Source organism: Klebsiella grimontii (assembly GCF_900200035.1).
Taxonomy (GTDB): domain Bacteria; phylum Pseudomonadota; class Gammaproteobacteria; order Enterobacterales; family Enterobacteriaceae; genus Klebsiella; species Klebsiella grimontii.
Window position 1 is genome coordinate 18,313 of record NZ_FZTC01000018.1, and the last position, 15,578, is coordinate 33,890.

The window sequence follows — 15,578 nt, forward strand, 5'->3', positions numbered from 1 at the left end:
GCTTAATTGTCCTGTCGTTATACGGAGAAAATCATGGAACGTCTTGAACATCATGCCAGCTTTGATGGGTGGCAGGAAGTTTATCAGCATGAGTCTGGCACGCTTGGCTGCACGATGAAATTTGGTGTTTATACTCCACCCCAGGCGCTTAACGGTAATGTACCGGTACTCTACTGGCTTTCCGGTCTGACCTGTACGGAACAGAATTTTATTACCAAATCGAGCGTTCAGCGTTATGCCGCAGAGCATGGGATCATGATTGTGGCACCAGACACCAGTCCGCGTGGCACTGATATTCCTGATGATCCTGACTACGCTCTCGGTCAGGGGGCAGGATTCTATGTTAATGCAACCCAGGAGCCCTGGGCGACACATTACAAAATGTATGACTATGTGGTAAACGAGCTCCCGTCCCTGATTGAAGAATGGTTCCCGGCGTCTGATAAAAGAAGTATCAGTGGACATTCGATGGGCGGACATGGCGCCCTGATGATTGCGCTCAGAAACCCGGGCCGCTATCAGAGTGTATCCGCATTCTCACCGATCGTCGCACCTTCTCAGGTGCCCTGGGGAGAAAATGCATTGTCTGCTTATCTGGGTGATGATCGGGAATACTGGAAGCAGTACGACACGGTTGAGTTGATCCGTAACGCGCAGGAAAGGCTACCTCTGCTTGTAGATCAAGGACTGAATGATGAGTTTCTGAAGACTCAGCTTCAGCCGGAGAGACTGAAGAGCGTTTGTGAGGACACCGGTCATCCGTTGACGCTTAACCTGCGTCCGGGCCACGATCACAGCTACTACTTTATCTCCAGCTACATTGGCGACCACATTGCACATCATGCAGCAGCACTGACGCGCTAAATTCAGGAATTATGGTTATGGTACATTTCTGCGATCAAAAACATCATGTCGTCGTGATAGGGGCTGGGTTCGGTGGACTCTCCGTTGTCAGAGAACTGGAAGAGCCGGGCGTTTCGATCACAATCATTGACCGGAGTAACCACCATCTGTTTCAGCCTTTACTTTATCAGGTCGCTGGCGCATCACTGCCATCAGCAGAAATTGCCTGGCCCGTTCGCTCTCTGTTTCGTCATCGTGAGGATGTACGTACCCTGATGGCCGAGGTCCAGGATGTGGATACCGATTCACGGGAGGTTCTGCTGAAAGATGGTTCCCGAATTGATTATGACACGCTTGTCGTTGCCACTGGGGCCACGCACGCTTATTTCGGTCATGATGAGTGGGAACAGTTTGCACCGGGACTGAAGAACCTGGATGATGCCACGACCCTGCGCGCACGGATCCTTTCCGCTTTTGAACAAGCTGAGAATACCACTGATCCCGCGTTACGGGCTGCCTACCAGACATTCGTCATTGTCGGGGGGGGACCGACAGGCGTTGAGCTGTCCGGGACCATTGCCGAACTGGCAAGGAAAACGCTGAAAAATGATTTCCGTTCTATTGATCCGACAGAGACCAGAATTATTCTGGTTGAAGCCGGACAACGATTGCTCACTGCTTTCCCGGAGTCATTATCGGAATATACCCGTCAGTCCCTGGAGAAACTGGGAGTGGAAGTCAGTTTTGGCCAACCGGTAACGGAATGCTCTGCCGAAGGCGTAGTATATGGTGGGCAACCTCTTCCTGCCAAAACGATCATCTGGGCAGCAGGCGTCACTGCTTCTCCGGCTGCACGCTGGCTCAAGACGGAAGCTGATCGGGCTGGTCGGGTTATCGTGGGAGCTGATCTCACGCTCCCGTTACACCCTGAAATATTTGTAATAGGTGATACCGCGGCCGTGACCGGAGAGGACGGCAGGATGATCCCGGGCATTGCTCCGGCCGCAAAACAGGAAGGACAGTATGTGGCTAAACTGATCCAGTCCCGTTTAAAGGATGAAAAACCTGACCTGAAACCTTTCCGGTACCGGCATCAGGGGAACCTAGCGACCATAGGTCGCGGACTGGCTGTGGTTGATATGGGACGGTTAAAACTCCGGGGAGCCATGGCGTGGTGGTTCTGGAAAATTATCCACCTGTATTTTTTGATCGGAACCAGAAACCGGCTGAGTGTCGCTATCAGCTGGATCTGGAACCACAGTATCGGATACAGGGGAGCCCGCATTATCACGGGAGGTAAATCACCTGCTCCGGATAAGAGTGCGGTCCATTCCCGCTCAGAAGAGTGATACCTGAACCTTACTGATGCCGCTGAAACATCAGCGGCATTCCTTATTTAATCACCGGCGCCGGCGCAGGCTATTCGCTTACTGCTGCATAAATCCCTTTTGTCATTATTCCTTCTTAACTAATGGTTCGGCACATCGGTTAACGCCATTCAACGTAACCAGCGTCAGAAGTAAAGTTGATTTACGTATTACAGGATTAAACTATGTCAAAGAAACTTTTTGGTGCCCCCCCAACCCTGACAGACGCCAGTAATTCTGTTGTGGTACGTGGTGCCAGGGAGCACAACCTTAAAGAGGTGGATGTCTCTGTTCCGCGTGATGCACTTGTTGTCTTTTCGGGGGTCTCTGGTTCCGGTAAGTCTTCACTGGCTTTTGGAACCATTTATGCTGAGGCGCAACGACGCTACTTTGAATCGGTTGCCCCGTATGCGCGGCGCCTCATTGATCAGGCCGGTGTTCCGGATGTGGATGCCATTGATGGACTCCCCCCTGCAGTTGCCCTTCAACAACAGCGAGGAACCAGCAACGCACGCTCTTCTGTCGGCAGTGTGACCACCTTATCGAGCCTGGTGCGCATGATGTATTCCCGGGCGGGAGCCTATCCGGCAGAACAACCTATGCTCTATGCTGAGGATTTTTCTCCTAACACGCCTCAGGGAGCATGTCCATCCTGCCATGGTCTCGGACATATCTATGATGTGACAGAAGCACTGATGGTACCTGATCCGTCACTCAGTATCCGGGACAGAGCCATTGCCTCCTGGCCACCTGCCTGGCACGGACAAAATCTTCGCGACATTCTGGTGACACTGGGCTATGACGTCGATATCCCCTGGAAAGAGTTATCTGAAGAAGAGCGACACTGGATCCTGTTTACTGAAGATACCCCAACGGTGCCGGTCTACCCCGGGCTCAGCCCGGAAGACACACGTGTCGCAGTCAGGGAAAAAATGACTCCGGGTTATATGGGGACGTTTACAGGGGCGCGACGTTATGTTCTGCATACCTTTGCACACACCCAAAGTGCACTGATGAGGAAACGCGTCTCCAGTTTTATGGAAGGAAAACTGTGTCCTGTCTGCCACGGAAAAAGGCTTAAACCGGAATCATTGTCAGTCACTTTTGCTGGTGTGGACATCGGTGAGTTTATGCAGATGCCTTTAGACCAGCTGGCAGAGTTGCTTCTTCCTATCTCCCGGGGGGATTTCAGTACGCATCATGCCGGGGCTGATACTGACAGGGATATCACCCGCCGGGATCGGACAGAACGCGCCGGTTCCGGCAGGGCAGTCCATTCTGTAACGCCGGATGTCCGCCGGACCTCAGCATTATCGACAGAGAAACGACTGGCTGCTCAACGACTGACCAGAGGTGTTATGGACCGGCTGTATCAGTTGCAGAAACTGGGACTTGGTTATCTGACATTAGACAGAACAACGCCAACACTCTCCGCAGGGGAACTCCAGCGATTGCGTCTTGCCACTCAGCTTAGCTCCATGTTGTTTGGGGTCGTCTATGTTCTCGATGAACCATCAGCAGGCCTGCACCCTGCAGACAGCCATGCACTTTACGATGCTCTGGAGAACCTGCGGGATGCCGGAAACTCAGTGTTTGTCGTTGAGCATGATCTTGACCTGATGCGACGGGCGCAATGGCTGGTTGATGTGGGACCCGCTGCAGGAGAACAGGGCGGTCATATTCTCTACAGTGGTGTACCTGAAGGTCTGAAAGCTATTGCTGAATCCAGAACGGCACGGTATTTGTTTGATGAAATCAGGCCACCACAATCATACGCCCGACAGCCAGCAGGATGGTTAAAATTACAGGATATTCACCGTCACAACCTGAAGGGACTGGACGCCTGTATTCCTCTGGGGGTACTGACCGCTGTTACAGGTATTTCGGGTTCCGGAAAGTCTAGTCTGATTGCTCAGGCCTTACCTGAGCTGGTGCTTTCCTCGCTTGGCCATGAACCAGAAGACGTGTTATCCGAGGGCAGTGATGCTGAGGGACCAACCGTTACTGAGAAAACGTACGGTACGCTGACAGGCGACACCGGACTGATCAAACGTCTGGTGCAGGTTGACCAGAAACCGATAGGCCGGACACCGCGTTCTAACCTGGCGACATATACCGGACTGTTTGACCATATTCGTAAGCTCTTTGCCGGAACACCTGCTGCTAAAAACTATCATTATGATGCCGGACAGTTTTCTTTCAATGTGGCAAAAGGTCGCTGTGAAACCTGTGAGGGTGAAGGGTTCGTCAGCGTTGAACTCTTGTTTATGCCCAGTGTGTATGCCCCTTGTCCGACATGTCATGGCGCACGCTATAACCCTGATACGCTCAGGGTTCGCTGGAAGGAGCGAAACATTGCGGAAGTCTTGCAGATGACAGTGGGTGAAGCCTGCAGCTTCTTTGCTGATGTAGAACCCGTGGCGCGACCTCTGCGCCTGCTGGGCGAAATCGGTCTGGGATATCTGCGTCTGGGTCAACCAGCCACTGAGTTATCCGGAGGAGAAGCTCAACGGATAAAGCTGGCAACCGAACTGCAGCGTAGTCAACGTGGCCATACGCTGTATGTTCTGGATGAACCGACCACCGGACTCCATGCGTCAGATGCCGACCGTCTGCTTGTGCAGTTGCAGCGTCTTGTTGAGACAGGGAATACCGTAGTTGTGATTGAACACGATATGCGTGCAGTCGTGCAGGCTGACTGGGTTATGGACATTGGTCCCGGAGCAGGTCATGAGGGAGGCAACCTGGTTGCAGAAGGTACACCCGCCCAGGTATCACTGGTTTGTGAAAGCCGCACGGCACCGTTTATTGCCCGGGAGTTGTCACGGAACTGGTAAAAGGACAGTGTCGTCATAGCGTGAATGACGACACTGTCACGCTACTGGTATATCCCCTGAACATTTTACCTGTCATTGTGACTACCTGAAAAAATACGTGATAAGAAACCTGTTGTACCAGGGCACAGCAAAAACACCAAATCTAATCCAGTGTTAAACATCACTGTTATGCAGGTGGTAAGGAGAACCTGATGAAACTATTTACGATTGGTTTCACACAATCTTCGGCGGAGCATTTTTTTACGCGCCTGAAGGAATCCGGAGCAAGACGTATTCTGGATGTGCGTCTCAATAATCGCTCTCAGCTGGCAGGTTTTGCAAAACAGGACGATCTGAAGTTCTTTGCCCATACTCTATGTGATATCGATTACGCACATATGCCAGATCTTGCCCCGACGCGGGAAATGTTTGAGCGATACAAATTACAGAAAGGAGACTGGGAGATATATTCTTCGGATTTCATCGATCTGATTACAAAAAGACATATCGAATCGCTCGAAAAGAGTCAGTTTGCTGATGCTTGCTTATTGTGTAGCGAACATAAACCACATCATTGCCACAGACGGCTGGTTGCTGAGTACCTGGCAGATAAATGGCCTGATGTCACTATCATGCATTTATAGTGGCTGGGTTGTGTCTGTACGCCCGAACACCAGAACACAGCTCCCACAGACTATGACGGTACCAGACGATATTCGGACAAAAGGAAGAGGATTTAGCCTGCTAAAGCAATATGGGCTAACAGGAAGCGACTTGATATCGAAAATCTGTGTTTGCGACGCGCTTTTTTTGACCATGCTTTTGGGCTAATATCACACCCTTCAGTCTGTATTTTGCCAATAATATAACCAGTTGTTTTATTTTATAAATAAAGCTTATCGGTATGTGCTCTGTTATGTTTGTATACTACACGGGAGGTATACATTCATTGATCGGATAATGCATACTCCGACGCAGTATATCAACTTAAAGATAGTGAGGTAAGAAATGCCCAGTACTCCGGAAGAGAAAAAAAAGGTACTGACACGGGTTCGCCGCATCAGAGGGCAGATTGATGCTCTGGAAAGAGCACTTGAAAATGGTGCTGAATGCCGCGCCATTCTCCAGCAAATTGCTGCCGTTCGTGGCGCATCTAACGGATTGATGGCTGAGGTTCTGGAGAGTCACATACGAGAAACCTTTGACCAGAATGACAGCTATAGCCATGAAGTCAGTAAATCAGTTGACGATACGATTGAACTGGTTCGCGCCTATCTTAAATAGCAACTGACCGGTAAACCCGGTCACTGCTGGATGTCATTATGAACACCAACCGAACGGCATAGTCAGTCCACAGGTACTACTCATTCCCTGACTATGTCCCAGGAGTCCAGTGTCGTTCAGCCAAAACTAATTTCTGCTTTGTATACCACTACGACAAATGCTGTCATCAGTTCAGGTGCGATAATTTCGTTATCATGCGCAGTACATACTGCCCTGAGTTTTCTGATCCAGTAATCATTCTCGGCACCAGTGTTCCAGGTGCCGCCTCGCCCTACAGATATCTGTAATTGTAAACCGTCGCAAGACCGGTCCAGGCGATAGGGCAGAATCGCCCACTGTTCGGAAAACCAGTACTAACTGACAGTTCTGGTACTGGGGGCTGGTCACAGCACTGTATAGGCCAATTCTGTGCGGCGTTGTCACCTGACCTGTCTGAAGAAATTTCCCGCACGCAACAGGTTACTACTCAGAAGTGATAACCCAAGTCCTCATCAAACATCAAAAAATATTTTCAGATAAAAATCAAGTGTTTATAATTTTTTAATCCTTATCAACAGTATTGGTATTGCCAGTTACTATACTGCCGTATAGTATATGAAGCAGATAATGTACACACAGAAACAACAAGGCTATCAAGATTTAAAATGCCCTCTCTAATATTTAAACTGACGAAAGGATATTAACTATGAGTAATGTATTTTATATGCCGCCTGTAACCCTAATGGGACTGAATGCTATTCGTCTTTTAGGGGATGAACTTGTTTCAAGGGAGTTAAAAAAGGCGCTGATCGTCACTGACCGTGTTTTGGTTGACACCGGACTGGTTAACAAACTGACAGATGAGCTTGAGGTGCATAAAATTAGTTATGCAATATTTGATGGTGTTCAACCTAATCCAACAGAGAAAAATATTGATGACGGTTTAGCCTTGCTTGCAAAAAGTAATGCTGATTTTGTCATTTCCTTTGGTGGGGGGTCTTCTCACGATACAGCTAAAGGTATTGCATTGGTGGCCACTAATGGTGGGCATATTCGGGATTACTCGAAAGGTGTGCATCTGTCCAAAAAACCACAATTACCATTAGTTACTGTAAATACGACAGCGGGTACGGCATCGGAAATGACCGTATTTGCAATCGTCACTAACCAGGAAGATGAAACTAAATACCCGGTAGTGGATAAGCACTTTACGCCTATCATTGCGGTTAACGATTCTGAACTTATGGTCGCAATGCCTGCGTTCCTTACGGCAACTACAGGTATGGATGCCTTAACTCATGCAATTGAAGCGTATGTATCAACAGCAGCTACGCCTGTTACTGATGCTTGTGCTATCAAAGCAATTGAAATTATTGTTAATAATCTTAAAGACGTTGTAGATGATGGCCAAAACCGCAAAGCACGTGATGCAATGCAATATGGTGAATATCTGGCTGGAATGGCATTTTCAAACGCGTCTCTTGGTTATGTCCATTCAATGGCTCACCAGTTAGGTGGCGTTTATAATCTGTCTCACGGTTTGTGTAATGCGATCCTGCTGGGTGAAGTATCCCGATTTAATGCGAAAAAGGTTCCCGATCGTTTTGTTGAAATCGCCCGGGCAATGGGGATTGATGTCTCAACAATGACTCAGGAGCAGGCCATTAATTCTGCTATCGAAGCAATTGAGATGTTGTCGCAAAAAGTCGGTACGAATCAACGCCTGGCTGATCTTGGTGTAACGGAGGATAAACTTGCATTTATGGCACAAAATGCACTAAATGATGCTTGTTCTTTAACCAATCCTCGTCAGGCAAGCCTTTCGGAGATTATTGAGCTCTACAAAGCTCGTATGTAAGCATTCTCCTTTTTACACCGTTATCTGAATTATATCTGAAGGAAAGTTGTACAAGTTCATGGTCAGAAATTTAAATCACTTCTGACCAGAGAAATTGGCCATAAACATGTCTTTTTGATACTAAGAAAATCGGGTTACCTCTGGTAACCCGATTTAAACGTTAGTGCGTTTTCATCCCAGCGGCTGTCATTAGCAATTTGAATATTGTAGCAACGACCCCCAACGCCATTACACTGACAGCCCAGATAATCACCAGCCACATCAATTTTTTCCAGAATGGACGAGGTGTTTCATCAACGGTTTTCATTTAAGTTTCTCCATTGACCTCACCATTAGTGATAACCGTCGCCAGTTTTTACCTTCCCCCGGAATACATAGTAACTCCAGCAGGTGTACATCAGGATTACAGGGATAATCAACAAGCCACCTATTAGCATAAAGCCCTGACTCTGAGGAGGTGACGCTGCCTGCCAGATGGTTACAGAAGGCGGTATGATATATGGCCAGATACTGATCCCAAGACCACTGAAACCAAGGAAGATTAATCCTAACGTCAGCATAAAGGGACCAAAGCTGGATCGACGGCTATAAACACTGCGAACGATACCCCAGCAACAAACAAGGACCAGCAATGGTACAGGCAGGAAAAAGATGACATTTGGCATACTGAACCAGCGACTGGCAATCTCAGGATGAGTCAATGGGGTCCAGACACTGATAATTGCAATAACTGCCAGTAAACCAAGGGTTAACGGAGTTGCAAGCTCTGACATCCTGCGATGAAGCGAGTCTTCTGTTTTCATAATCAGCCAGGTGCAACCCAGCAGGGCATAGGCCAGAACCAGTCCCAATCCGCAGAACAGAGGGAACGGGGCAAGCCAAACCAATGCAGAACCGCTAAATGTACGTCCGGACACACTCAATCCATTTAATAAGGTTCCGACTGCAACACCCTGACTGAAAGTGGCCAGTACAGAGCCGACGATAAATGCTTTGTCCCAGATAGGTCGATGTTCCGGAATTGCTTTAAAACGAAACTCGAAGGCCACACCACGAAAGATAAGCCCAAGTAACATTGCGGTAAGCGGAATACTAAGAGCATCAATGATAACCGCGTAAGCCAGAGGAAACGCGCCGTACAATGCCGCTCCCCCCAGTACCATCCAGGTTTCGTTGCCATCCCATACAGGCGCAACGGTATTCATCATTGTATCGCGATCGACATCGTGCTTATGAAACGGGAACAAAATACCGATTCCCAGATCAAATCCATCCATCACTATATACATCAACGTAGCGAAGACGATGATGACAAACCAGATAATTGACAGATCAATACCCATTATTTGTCTCTCCCACGTGTTGCCAAACCCTCATTTACCGCTGACAGAGGACGGGCAGGTGTTCCATCCGTTACTTCCTGATGCTCCTCAGCATGTACAGGCCCTTTTTTGATCAGACGTACGAGATATATATAACCGACGCCAAAGACTGAGGTGTAAACAAGCAGAAACGCCAGTAAGCTGATTGACATATGTAAATCGCCATGTGCAGAAACAGCATCTTTCGTTCGCTGTACGCCATAAACGACCCATGGTTGACGACCTATTTCAGTTGTGAACCAACCGGCCAGTAACGCAATCAGTCCCGAAGGCCCCATGAAGAGAGAAAAATAGAGGAACGGTTTAGATGTATAGAGACGTTTCCGCCAGCGAAGCCATACGCTGACCACCCCGAGAAGAATCATCAGCATCCCTAAGCCAGCCATTACGCGGAAAGACCAGAATATGATAGTGGAGTTAGGACGATCTTCTTTAGGGAAACTCTTCAGGGCAGGCACCTGCTTATCAAGGCTGTGTGTAAGGATAATACTGCCAAGATAAGGGACCTCTATTTTGTACTTCGTCTCTTCTGCATTCATATCTGGCAGGCCAAACAGAACCAGAGGGGTTGCTTCACCAGGTTTATTTTCCCAGTGTCCTTCAATCGCAGCGATTTTTGCCGGCTGGTGCTCAAGAGTATTCAGACCATGCGCATCACCGATAACGGCCTGGATCGGGGAAACGATTAATGCCATCCACAATGCCATAGAGAACATTTTGCGAATCGCGGGAGTATCATTGCCTTTTAGCAGATGCCATGCTGCTGATGCTCCGACAAAAAAAGCGCTTGCAAGGAAAGCCGCAGTGGACATATGTAACAGGCGGAACGGGAAGGAAGGGTTAAAGATAATTTTCAGCCAGTCTACAGGGATAACAACACCATTCTCGATGGCATAACCCTGTGGAGTCTGCATCCAGCTATTGGATGACAGGATCCAGAACGTGGAAAACAGTGTCCCCAGCGCCACCATACAGGTAGCAAAGAAGTGCAGACCGGGGCCAACACGATTCCAGCCAAACAGCATGACACCAAGGAAACCCGCTTCAAGGAAGAACGCAGTCAGAACTTCGTAGGTCAGCAATGGACCGGTGATACTCCCTGCAAACTGTGAGAAGCCACTCCAGTTGGTACCAAACTGATAAGCCATAACCAGACCGGAAACAACACCCATACCAAAGTTTACTGCAAAAATTTTTGACCAGAAGTGATAGAGCTCCTTGTAAGTGTCATTTCGTGTCTTTAACCATAACCCTTCGAGCACGGCCAGGAAACTGGCCAGACCAATGGTTATTGCTGGGAAAATAATGTGGAAGGAAACAGTAAATGCAAACTGTATCCTGGCCAAATGGAAGGCATCTAATCCGAACATAGTTCACCTTAACCCCGATAATACACTGATAATTAATTATTTCTTATCAAATCAGAGCCTTGATGAGAAATTTCGACTATTGAAAACAATCATTTTTTTGTATGAGATAAAAACTCACTTGCAAGTACATTGTTAAGCACATGATTAAATGTGTCCAATAAGTTGCAATAATGTAGTGATAGATGAGGTCGATTACAAAAATGCAGGATTTTCGTTATTGTGTCAGTAAGCACGATCATTCCTGATACTGCACGATACAAATAGTGTTGAGAGTAATTCTTAATAGTGGGGATTTATTTGTAACTTACTGAAAAATTTAGGTGATTAGATGTTTCTGTAATATGCATACCGTCCGGTTTTGACCACTGATACACGAAGAAATCAATATGCTCGTGCATTCTACCAGGTATATTCTGGTGTCCTAGCTAAGGATATTAAATCTCATTTTTTAAACAACAAATTATTTCATATACATATGGATTAGATTTTTGCTCTGGTATCAGAAGTAGATGTCACAAACAAAGGAATAAATAATCGACAAGGAACTGACTACCGTCGACAGACCGCGGGAGGTGTTCAGGATCAGCTGCATTGATGAGTTCCGGACCCTACAGGCAAATGACCCCATTCTGGTTATGCCGAAGTATCCGGACCCTTGAGGCGTTTTTCTGGCGAGACAATTATTTTAACAGTCAGAGACCAGAGGCACTCCTCAGCTATCAGTTCAGTCCGGAGCAGGTCCAGCGCTCTCACGGAACCGGACGTGAAGAGGAGTGGAACGACAGTTCCACAGGCGTTGAAGGTGAGAGTGGCATTGAGGGTCATTATTCAACATCCGGGAATTCAGCCTGCTGCGTTGTCAGACGTACAGGCCATTCTCTCAGGCATCGCTATAAGTAACTGTCTGAATCCTGTATCCTCGAAGCTGCACTGTAAGCAATTAATTCCCATCGTGGCAAATGCACAAAGGATGATACATGCAAACGCTAAAGAGCAGACTTGAAACGGTAGTACATTGTTTTGAAAATGATTTTCGCGGATTTAAAATCAGAAACAGTAAGACCGATGCCATGAAATGGCTAATGCGATTCAATTTGCCGTACTCTGTCCGAGAACATGAACCCGGTAAATATCTGCTTCTTAATCGCGAATATAAACCTCTGGGATTTATGGCGCAGGCCGGTGGCCACGGCGCGGAATACGCTGTTTACGGTGATCATCTTCTTGCAGGTGCTCCGGGATTACTCGATAGCGATATTTATTTTTATAACGACGGTTCAACCCCGTGGGAAAGCGCTAAAAACTGGACTGCATACCAGAAGGCAGTCCTCCAGTTCCTTGAAAAACTTCCAGGCTGAGTGAATTGCCCGGATAATCTAATCAGGCCGCTTCAGCGGCCTTTTTTACGTCTGCTGTTCTGGTAACTCAGGTGATTCTGCGTTCTGGAGAGGTATCCAGTCTTCCGACTCAATGAATTTCGGATCTCAGGAGAAGAGAAGAAGGATTTTTGCAGAAGCACAAAAAAATTCTGGATAGTTGTCATTAGGGGAATATTGCATGAAAAGCAAAATTCAAGGCTGACAAAGCCAGTAATAGCAACAAAGAGGAAAGAGAAACTTTTTTCAGGTTTTTTTACAGTCCGGCCTTAAAGGCCGCATCGGATTTTCTAAATACAGTTTTACATAAGGAAAATCGTATGACTGTATTTCTAATCCTCACCGCCATCGCATATGGCATCTTCAAAGCCGGCTGCTTCATCCTATTAGTGGTCAAGGGGTATCAGGGCTGGACATTGTTCTGGAAAAACTATGACCGTCTCCCTCATATCATCCGTTCCCGCTGCCGATATCAGAGACGATTCATTTTCAGACGCATCTGGAAGCGAATCTTCAGCCACTGATAATGTTATCGAGCGGCATCCCCAGCCCAGCCAGCCAGCACAGGCAGCACCAAGTGGTGTACACCATACTGGTCTCTCCTGATTTCCACTTACGGATGGTGCGTTCGTCCACATCCAGTCGGTTAGCCAGCTGGCTGTCAGTCAGGGGGATAAATCTCCGGACCAGCAGGATTTCGGTGACAGTAGGCTTCTGCCAGTCTTCTCCGCTGACCAGCGTATAGCCATTAAATTTTTTCAGCTCAATAAGTCCGGTGATCTGTCGTGCTATTTCGTCTTTCATTGAGTTGCGAGCCCGGATGCTGAGGGAACCAGGAGGGACCGGACATCCACGGTAGCGTCACTCGTGTCGTTGTTATCAGCACCCTGCGTCAGCTCATCGATATACTTCCTAATCTGTCCTGTCTGGTGAAGGTAATAACACAGCTTAAAAGCGAATTGTGCTCTGTCTTCGGATAACCCACACCTTGAGAAAGCTCTATTCCGAAGATCTTCAGGCGTTTCAGATGTGTACCTCTTTTGGTAGATGCTCATCACCTCTGCATGAAGCTCGGCAAACTTCATTTCGTTATTCAGCTTCAAATCATTCTTATAAATCAACCGGGCAGCGTTCAGGTCATTTTTTTCAAGCAAAATCCAGCCATAAAGGGTCTCGCTTGCATGTAACCCGTCCAGAACGATCCGGCCAAGTTGATTTGCATAGATGTACTCGTTAAGCAACGTTCTGAGCCGCTCTTCCAGAAAACCGAGTTTAGTACGTAGCTGTTTCTGGACATTGTCAATCTTGTTATGGATCGCCAGATTCAGCGTGAGCATATAGAAAAACAGATTGATATGAGCCTCGGTGACGGCATTAAAGCTGCGTTCAGACGCTCGATCATGACTACCTCCAACGCACATTTCTGCCGTAAGACGGGTTCCCTGATGTTCCAGCACCGCATAAAGATCTATACCACGTCGTTTCACCTCACCAAGTACATCCACGGAAGGCGTTTCGAAACACGCATCATACTGGTCTATAAACTGCTGATAGGCTATGCCGGCATTTTCAAATCGCTCATCCCTGATGGCGTCCAGTATCTGTGATACCTGCTGACGGACTTCCCGCTGAAAGGCCTCCACATCTACATCGTTGTAGACAAGCGTATTCGACTGCATCGCTATCAGGCAGGCCGGGAGCGTTTCAGGCACCCGCTCGTTAGAAATGATTTTCCCGGTGATAGTGTCCCTGATTAGCTGACGCGGCTGTTCCTTAACAGCCTCTCCGGCCGCAACCTTTTTCTCAATGTCAGACCGCTTGCGCAGTTGCTGGCTCATTCCTCTTTCCCTCTGTGTGGGCTTGCTATATCACGTCATTAAAACTCAAAAGAATGTCAGCCGCAAAAGAACCGCCTAAGCATCTTTTCGGATCTGCGTGGCGGGAAAACGGTAAGAAATATGATAAATAAACAAAACGCATAAAATCATACTGTGTGTGATATTTATCGTTATTCATAATAATCATATCTGATATGATATTCTACAGTTAATACATGAATCATATGAAGTATGATTTTTTACTAAACCGGACATTATCAGACGGAGCGTGCAGGATGGATGAGAAAGAAGTGAATTTTTCACTCAGCTATGAGCAGCTGACCCGGATAGCGGAAGAACGTATCCGTGAATGCGAGCTGGACAGTCAGGGCGCTAAATACATCAGCGAATCGAGTATGGCCAGCACCCTTCTGCAATTCTGGTATGAACTGGCGATTACTGGTGCGCCAATGAAAAATTACGAACAAACCAAAGCGCTCATTGACGTCGATCATCAGCGTCTCAGAAAACTCATCTGGCCGGAGACGGATAAGCAATGACACTGGCGCGACGCCCGTCACCGCTGCAGCGGCGGGTGCTGATTGTGCTGGCCGCCCTGGATTCGAAACGTCCGGGGCCGGTGGCCACGCGGGATATTGAACGGGTGCTGGAACAGGGCGGGGACGCCCCGGTGTACGGGCCGAACCTGCGCGCCTCCTGCCGGCGCATGGAAGCAGCGGGCTGGCTGCGCACCCTGCGCGCGCCTAACCAGCAGCTGGCCGTGGAGCTGACCGGGGCCGGACGCGATGTGGCGGAACCGCTTTATCAGGCAGCGCGTGATGACGAAATATCCCGCCAGCGCCAGTTGAAGGTGCACAGTCTGCCCTTGCGCGAGTCGGCAACCGGTGAGGCGGTGGAGGTTTTTCTCGGTGACAGCCTTCACCGTATCTGTCAGGCAGCCTACGTGATCCGGCTCGACGGCTCCACCTGTCTGCAAGTAACGAATGCAGGTGGAATACGTCAGATAATGGAAGGCGATCCCCTCCAGGTGGCTGACTGGTATCAGACCTGTTATGACGCGGGTCTTCCGGTACATATTCAGATTAACGAAAGCCAGGATTAACCTGGCAGAAACCGTATCAAAACTCACGCAGCATTCAGTGACTGACTCTACAGACTCAGGCCGGATGAACGTCTGCCTAGCGGGCGCTATTTTCGCAATAACCCCCCGTATGCCCGTGACTGATAATGGATGAGCTTCACATGATGCTGAAACCAATTAAACCGTGAAGGACCCTGAAGAGTGAAACTGACACAGAGCCGGATAGAAAGCCTGATTGACACCCTGAATGACCTGATTTGCGATGAAAGAAGTCTGACGCGGGAACAGCGCGAGAATATGGTCAGGACGGTTGCAATACTCGGAGGACTGGGGGAGCGTCAGCGGCTGATCGCAGCTGAAGATGAAGCCCTGCGGCAAGCCACC

General features: G+C 48.3%; 14 protein-coding genes and 1 pseudogene. 10 read left to right on the forward strand and 5 right to left on the reverse strand.

Annotated features, from left to right (window positions below):
- The first annotated feature begins 33 nt into the window (after nucleotides 1-33).
- From fghA to KOSB73_RS14665, 6 genes are all read left to right on the forward strand, one after another.
- Nucleotides 34-864 carry an S-formylglutathione hydrolase gene (gene fghA, locus KOSB73_RS14640; RefSeq protein WP_042630903.1) on the forward strand — a complete coding sequence of 277 codons (831 nt, stop codon included), beginning with the start codon at nucleotides 34-36 and terminating at the stop codon, nucleotides 862-864.
- 17 nt (nucleotides 865-881) lie between these two features.
- The gene (locus KOSB73_RS14645; RefSeq protein WP_042630904.1) at nucleotides 882-2,192 is read left to right on the forward strand and encodes an NAD(P)/FAD-dependent oxidoreductase; all 1,311 of its coding nucleotides are present in this window, start codon (nucleotides 882-884) and stop codon (nucleotides 2,190-2,192) included.
- A 203-nt stretch (nucleotides 2,193-2,395) separates the two neighbouring features.
- Entirely contained in the window at nucleotides 2,396-5,047 is a 2,652-nt protein-coding gene (locus KOSB73_RS14650) for an excinuclease ABC subunit UvrA (protein WP_098140618.1), read from the forward strand.
- A gap of 191 nt (nucleotides 5,048-5,238) precedes the next feature.
- The gene (locus tag KOSB73_RS14655) at nucleotides 5,239-5,670 is read left to right on the forward strand and encodes a DUF488 domain-containing protein (RefSeq protein WP_047402202.1); all 432 of its coding nucleotides are present in this window, start codon (nucleotides 5,239-5,241) and stop codon (nucleotides 5,668-5,670) included.
- Between the two features lie 364 nt (nucleotides 5,671-6,034).
- A complete protein-coding gene (gene frmR, locus KOSB73_RS14660; RefSeq protein WP_050886229.1) occupies nucleotides 6,035-6,310 on the forward strand; it encodes a formaldehyde-responsive transcriptional repressor FrmR in 276 nt (91 codons plus the stop codon).
- A 685-nt stretch (nucleotides 6,311-6,995) separates the two neighbouring features.
- Nucleotides 6,996-8,147 (forward strand): iron-containing alcohol dehydrogenase, encoded by a 1,152-nt coding sequence (locus KOSB73_RS14665; RefSeq protein ID WP_050886228.1) that lies wholly within the window; start codon nucleotides 6,996-6,998, stop codon nucleotides 8,145-8,147.
- A gap of 160 nt (nucleotides 8,148-8,307) precedes the next feature.
- On the opposite strand, the gene KOSB73_RS14670 is transcribed toward KOSB73_RS14665, so the two are convergent.
- From KOSB73_RS14670 to KOSB73_RS14680, 3 genes are read right to left on the reverse strand one after another with little or no spacing between them, the layout of a single operon-like run.
- Complete coding sequence (locus tag KOSB73_RS14670) at nucleotides 8,308-8,454, reverse strand: DUF2474 domain-containing protein (RefSeq protein WP_000859348.1); 147 nt, start codon at nucleotides 8,452-8,454, stop codon at nucleotides 8,308-8,310.
- A 25-nt stretch (nucleotides 8,455-8,479) separates the two neighbouring features.
- Nucleotides 8,480-9,490: a cytochrome d ubiquinol oxidase subunit II gene (gene cydB, locus KOSB73_RS14675; RefSeq protein ID WP_096489976.1), complete on the reverse strand. Its 1,011-nt coding sequence runs from the start codon at nucleotides 9,488-9,490 to the stop codon at nucleotides 8,480-8,482.
- Entirely contained in the window at nucleotides 9,490-10,899 is a 1,410-nt protein-coding gene (locus tag KOSB73_RS14680) for a cytochrome ubiquinol oxidase subunit I (protein ID WP_098140619.1), read from the reverse strand. Before KOSB73_RS14680 ends, cydB begins: the two co-directional genes overlap by 1 nt.
- 977 nt (nucleotides 10,900-11,876) lie before the next feature.
- Here KOSB73_RS14680 and KOSB73_RS14690 point away from each other — a divergent pair.
- Nucleotides 11,877-12,257, forward strand: coding sequence for a hypothetical protein (locus KOSB73_RS14690; protein ID WP_098140620.1), 381 nt, complete (start codon nucleotides 11,877-11,879; stop codon nucleotides 12,255-12,257).
- A 531-nt stretch (nucleotides 12,258-12,788) separates the two neighbouring features.
- Here KOSB73_RS14690 and KOSB73_RS14700 read toward each other — a convergent pair.
- Both KOSB73_RS14700 and KOSB73_RS14705 read right to left on the reverse strand, forming a co-directional pair.
- A complete protein-coding gene (locus KOSB73_RS14700; protein WP_098140621.1) occupies nucleotides 12,789-13,079 on the reverse strand; it encodes a helix-turn-helix domain-containing protein in 291 nt (96 codons plus the stop codon).
- On the reverse strand, nucleotides 13,076-14,113 hold the full coding sequence (locus tag KOSB73_RS14705; RefSeq protein WP_098140622.1) for a hypothetical protein: 1,038 nt from the start codon (nucleotides 14,111-14,113) through the stop codon (nucleotides 13,076-13,078). The genes KOSB73_RS14700 and KOSB73_RS14705 overlap by 4 nt, the downstream gene beginning before the upstream one ends.
- 275 nt (nucleotides 14,114-14,388) lie before the next feature.
- Here KOSB73_RS14705 and KOSB73_RS14710 point away from each other — a divergent pair, with 275 nt between their 5' ends.
- From KOSB73_RS14710 to KOSB73_RS14720, 3 genes and pseudogenes are all read left to right on the forward strand, one after another.
- A complete protein-coding gene (locus tag KOSB73_RS14710; RefSeq protein ID WP_022646507.1) occupies nucleotides 14,389-14,652 on the forward strand; it encodes a hypothetical protein in 264 nt (87 codons plus the stop codon).
- Nucleotides 14,649-15,215 (forward strand): hypothetical protein, encoded by a 567-nt coding sequence (locus tag KOSB73_RS14715; protein ID WP_098140623.1) that lies wholly within the window; start codon nucleotides 14,649-14,651, stop codon nucleotides 15,213-15,215. The genes KOSB73_RS14710 and KOSB73_RS14715 overlap by 4 nt, the downstream gene beginning before the upstream one ends.
- Nucleotides 15,216-15,395: 180 nt before the next feature.
- Nucleotides 15,396-15,578: pseudogene (locus KOSB73_RS14720) on the forward strand (hypothetical protein); the annotation flags it as partial.

What these genes read in the sequence shown, in the direction of transcription:
- frmR (WP_050886229.1), top strand. Translation starts at nt 6,035, where the DNA reads ATGCCCAGTACTCCGGAAGAGAAAAAAAAGGTACTGACACGGGTTCGC.
- KOSB73_RS14650 (WP_098140618.1), top strand. Translation starts at nt 2,396, where the DNA reads ATGTCAAAGAAACTTTTTGGTGCCCCCCCAACCCTGACAGACGCCAGT.
- KOSB73_RS14710 (WP_022646507.1), top strand. Translation starts at nt 14,389, where the DNA reads ATGGATGAGAAAGAAGTGAATTTTTCACTCAGCTATGAGCAGCTGACC.
- KOSB73_RS14690 (WP_098140620.1), top strand. Translation starts at nt 11,877, where the DNA reads ATGCAAACGCTAAAGAGCAGACTTGAAACGGTAGTACATTGTTTTGAA.
- KOSB73_RS14670 (WP_000859348.1), bottom strand. Translation starts at nt 8,454, where the DNA reads ATGAAAACCGTTGATGAAACACCTCGTCCATTCTGGAAAAAATTGATG.
- cydB (WP_096489976.1), bottom strand. Translation starts at nt 9,490, where the DNA reads ATGGGTATTGATCTGTCAATTATCTGGTTTGTCATCATCGTCTTCGCT.
- KOSB73_RS14715 (WP_098140623.1), top strand. Translation starts at nt 14,649, where the DNA reads ATGACACTGGCGCGACGCCCGTCACCGCTGCAGCGGCGGGTGCTGATT.
- KOSB73_RS14705 (WP_098140622.1), bottom strand. Translation starts at nt 14,113, where the DNA reads ATGAGCCAGCAACTGCGCAAGCGGTCTGACATTGAGAAAAAGGTTGCG.
- KOSB73_RS14700 (WP_098140621.1), bottom strand. Translation starts at nt 13,079, where the DNA reads ATGAAAGACGAAATAGCACGACAGATCACCGGACTTATTGAGCTGAAA.
- KOSB73_RS14680 (WP_098140619.1), bottom strand. Translation starts at nt 10,899, where the DNA reads ATGTTCGGATTAGATGCCTTCCATTTGGCCAGGATACAGTTTGCATTT.
- KOSB73_RS14665 (WP_050886228.1), top strand. Translation starts at nt 6,996, where the DNA reads ATGAGTAATGTATTTTATATGCCGCCTGTAACCCTAATGGGACTGAAT.
- fghA (WP_042630903.1), top strand. Translation starts at nt 34, where the DNA reads ATGGAACGTCTTGAACATCATGCCAGCTTTGATGGGTGGCAGGAAGTT.
- KOSB73_RS14645 (WP_042630904.1), top strand. Translation starts at nt 882, where the DNA reads ATGGTACATTTCTGCGATCAAAAACATCATGTCGTCGTGATAGGGGCT.
- KOSB73_RS14655 (WP_047402202.1), top strand. Translation starts at nt 5,239, where the DNA reads ATGAAACTATTTACGATTGGTTTCACACAATCTTCGGCGGAGCATTTT.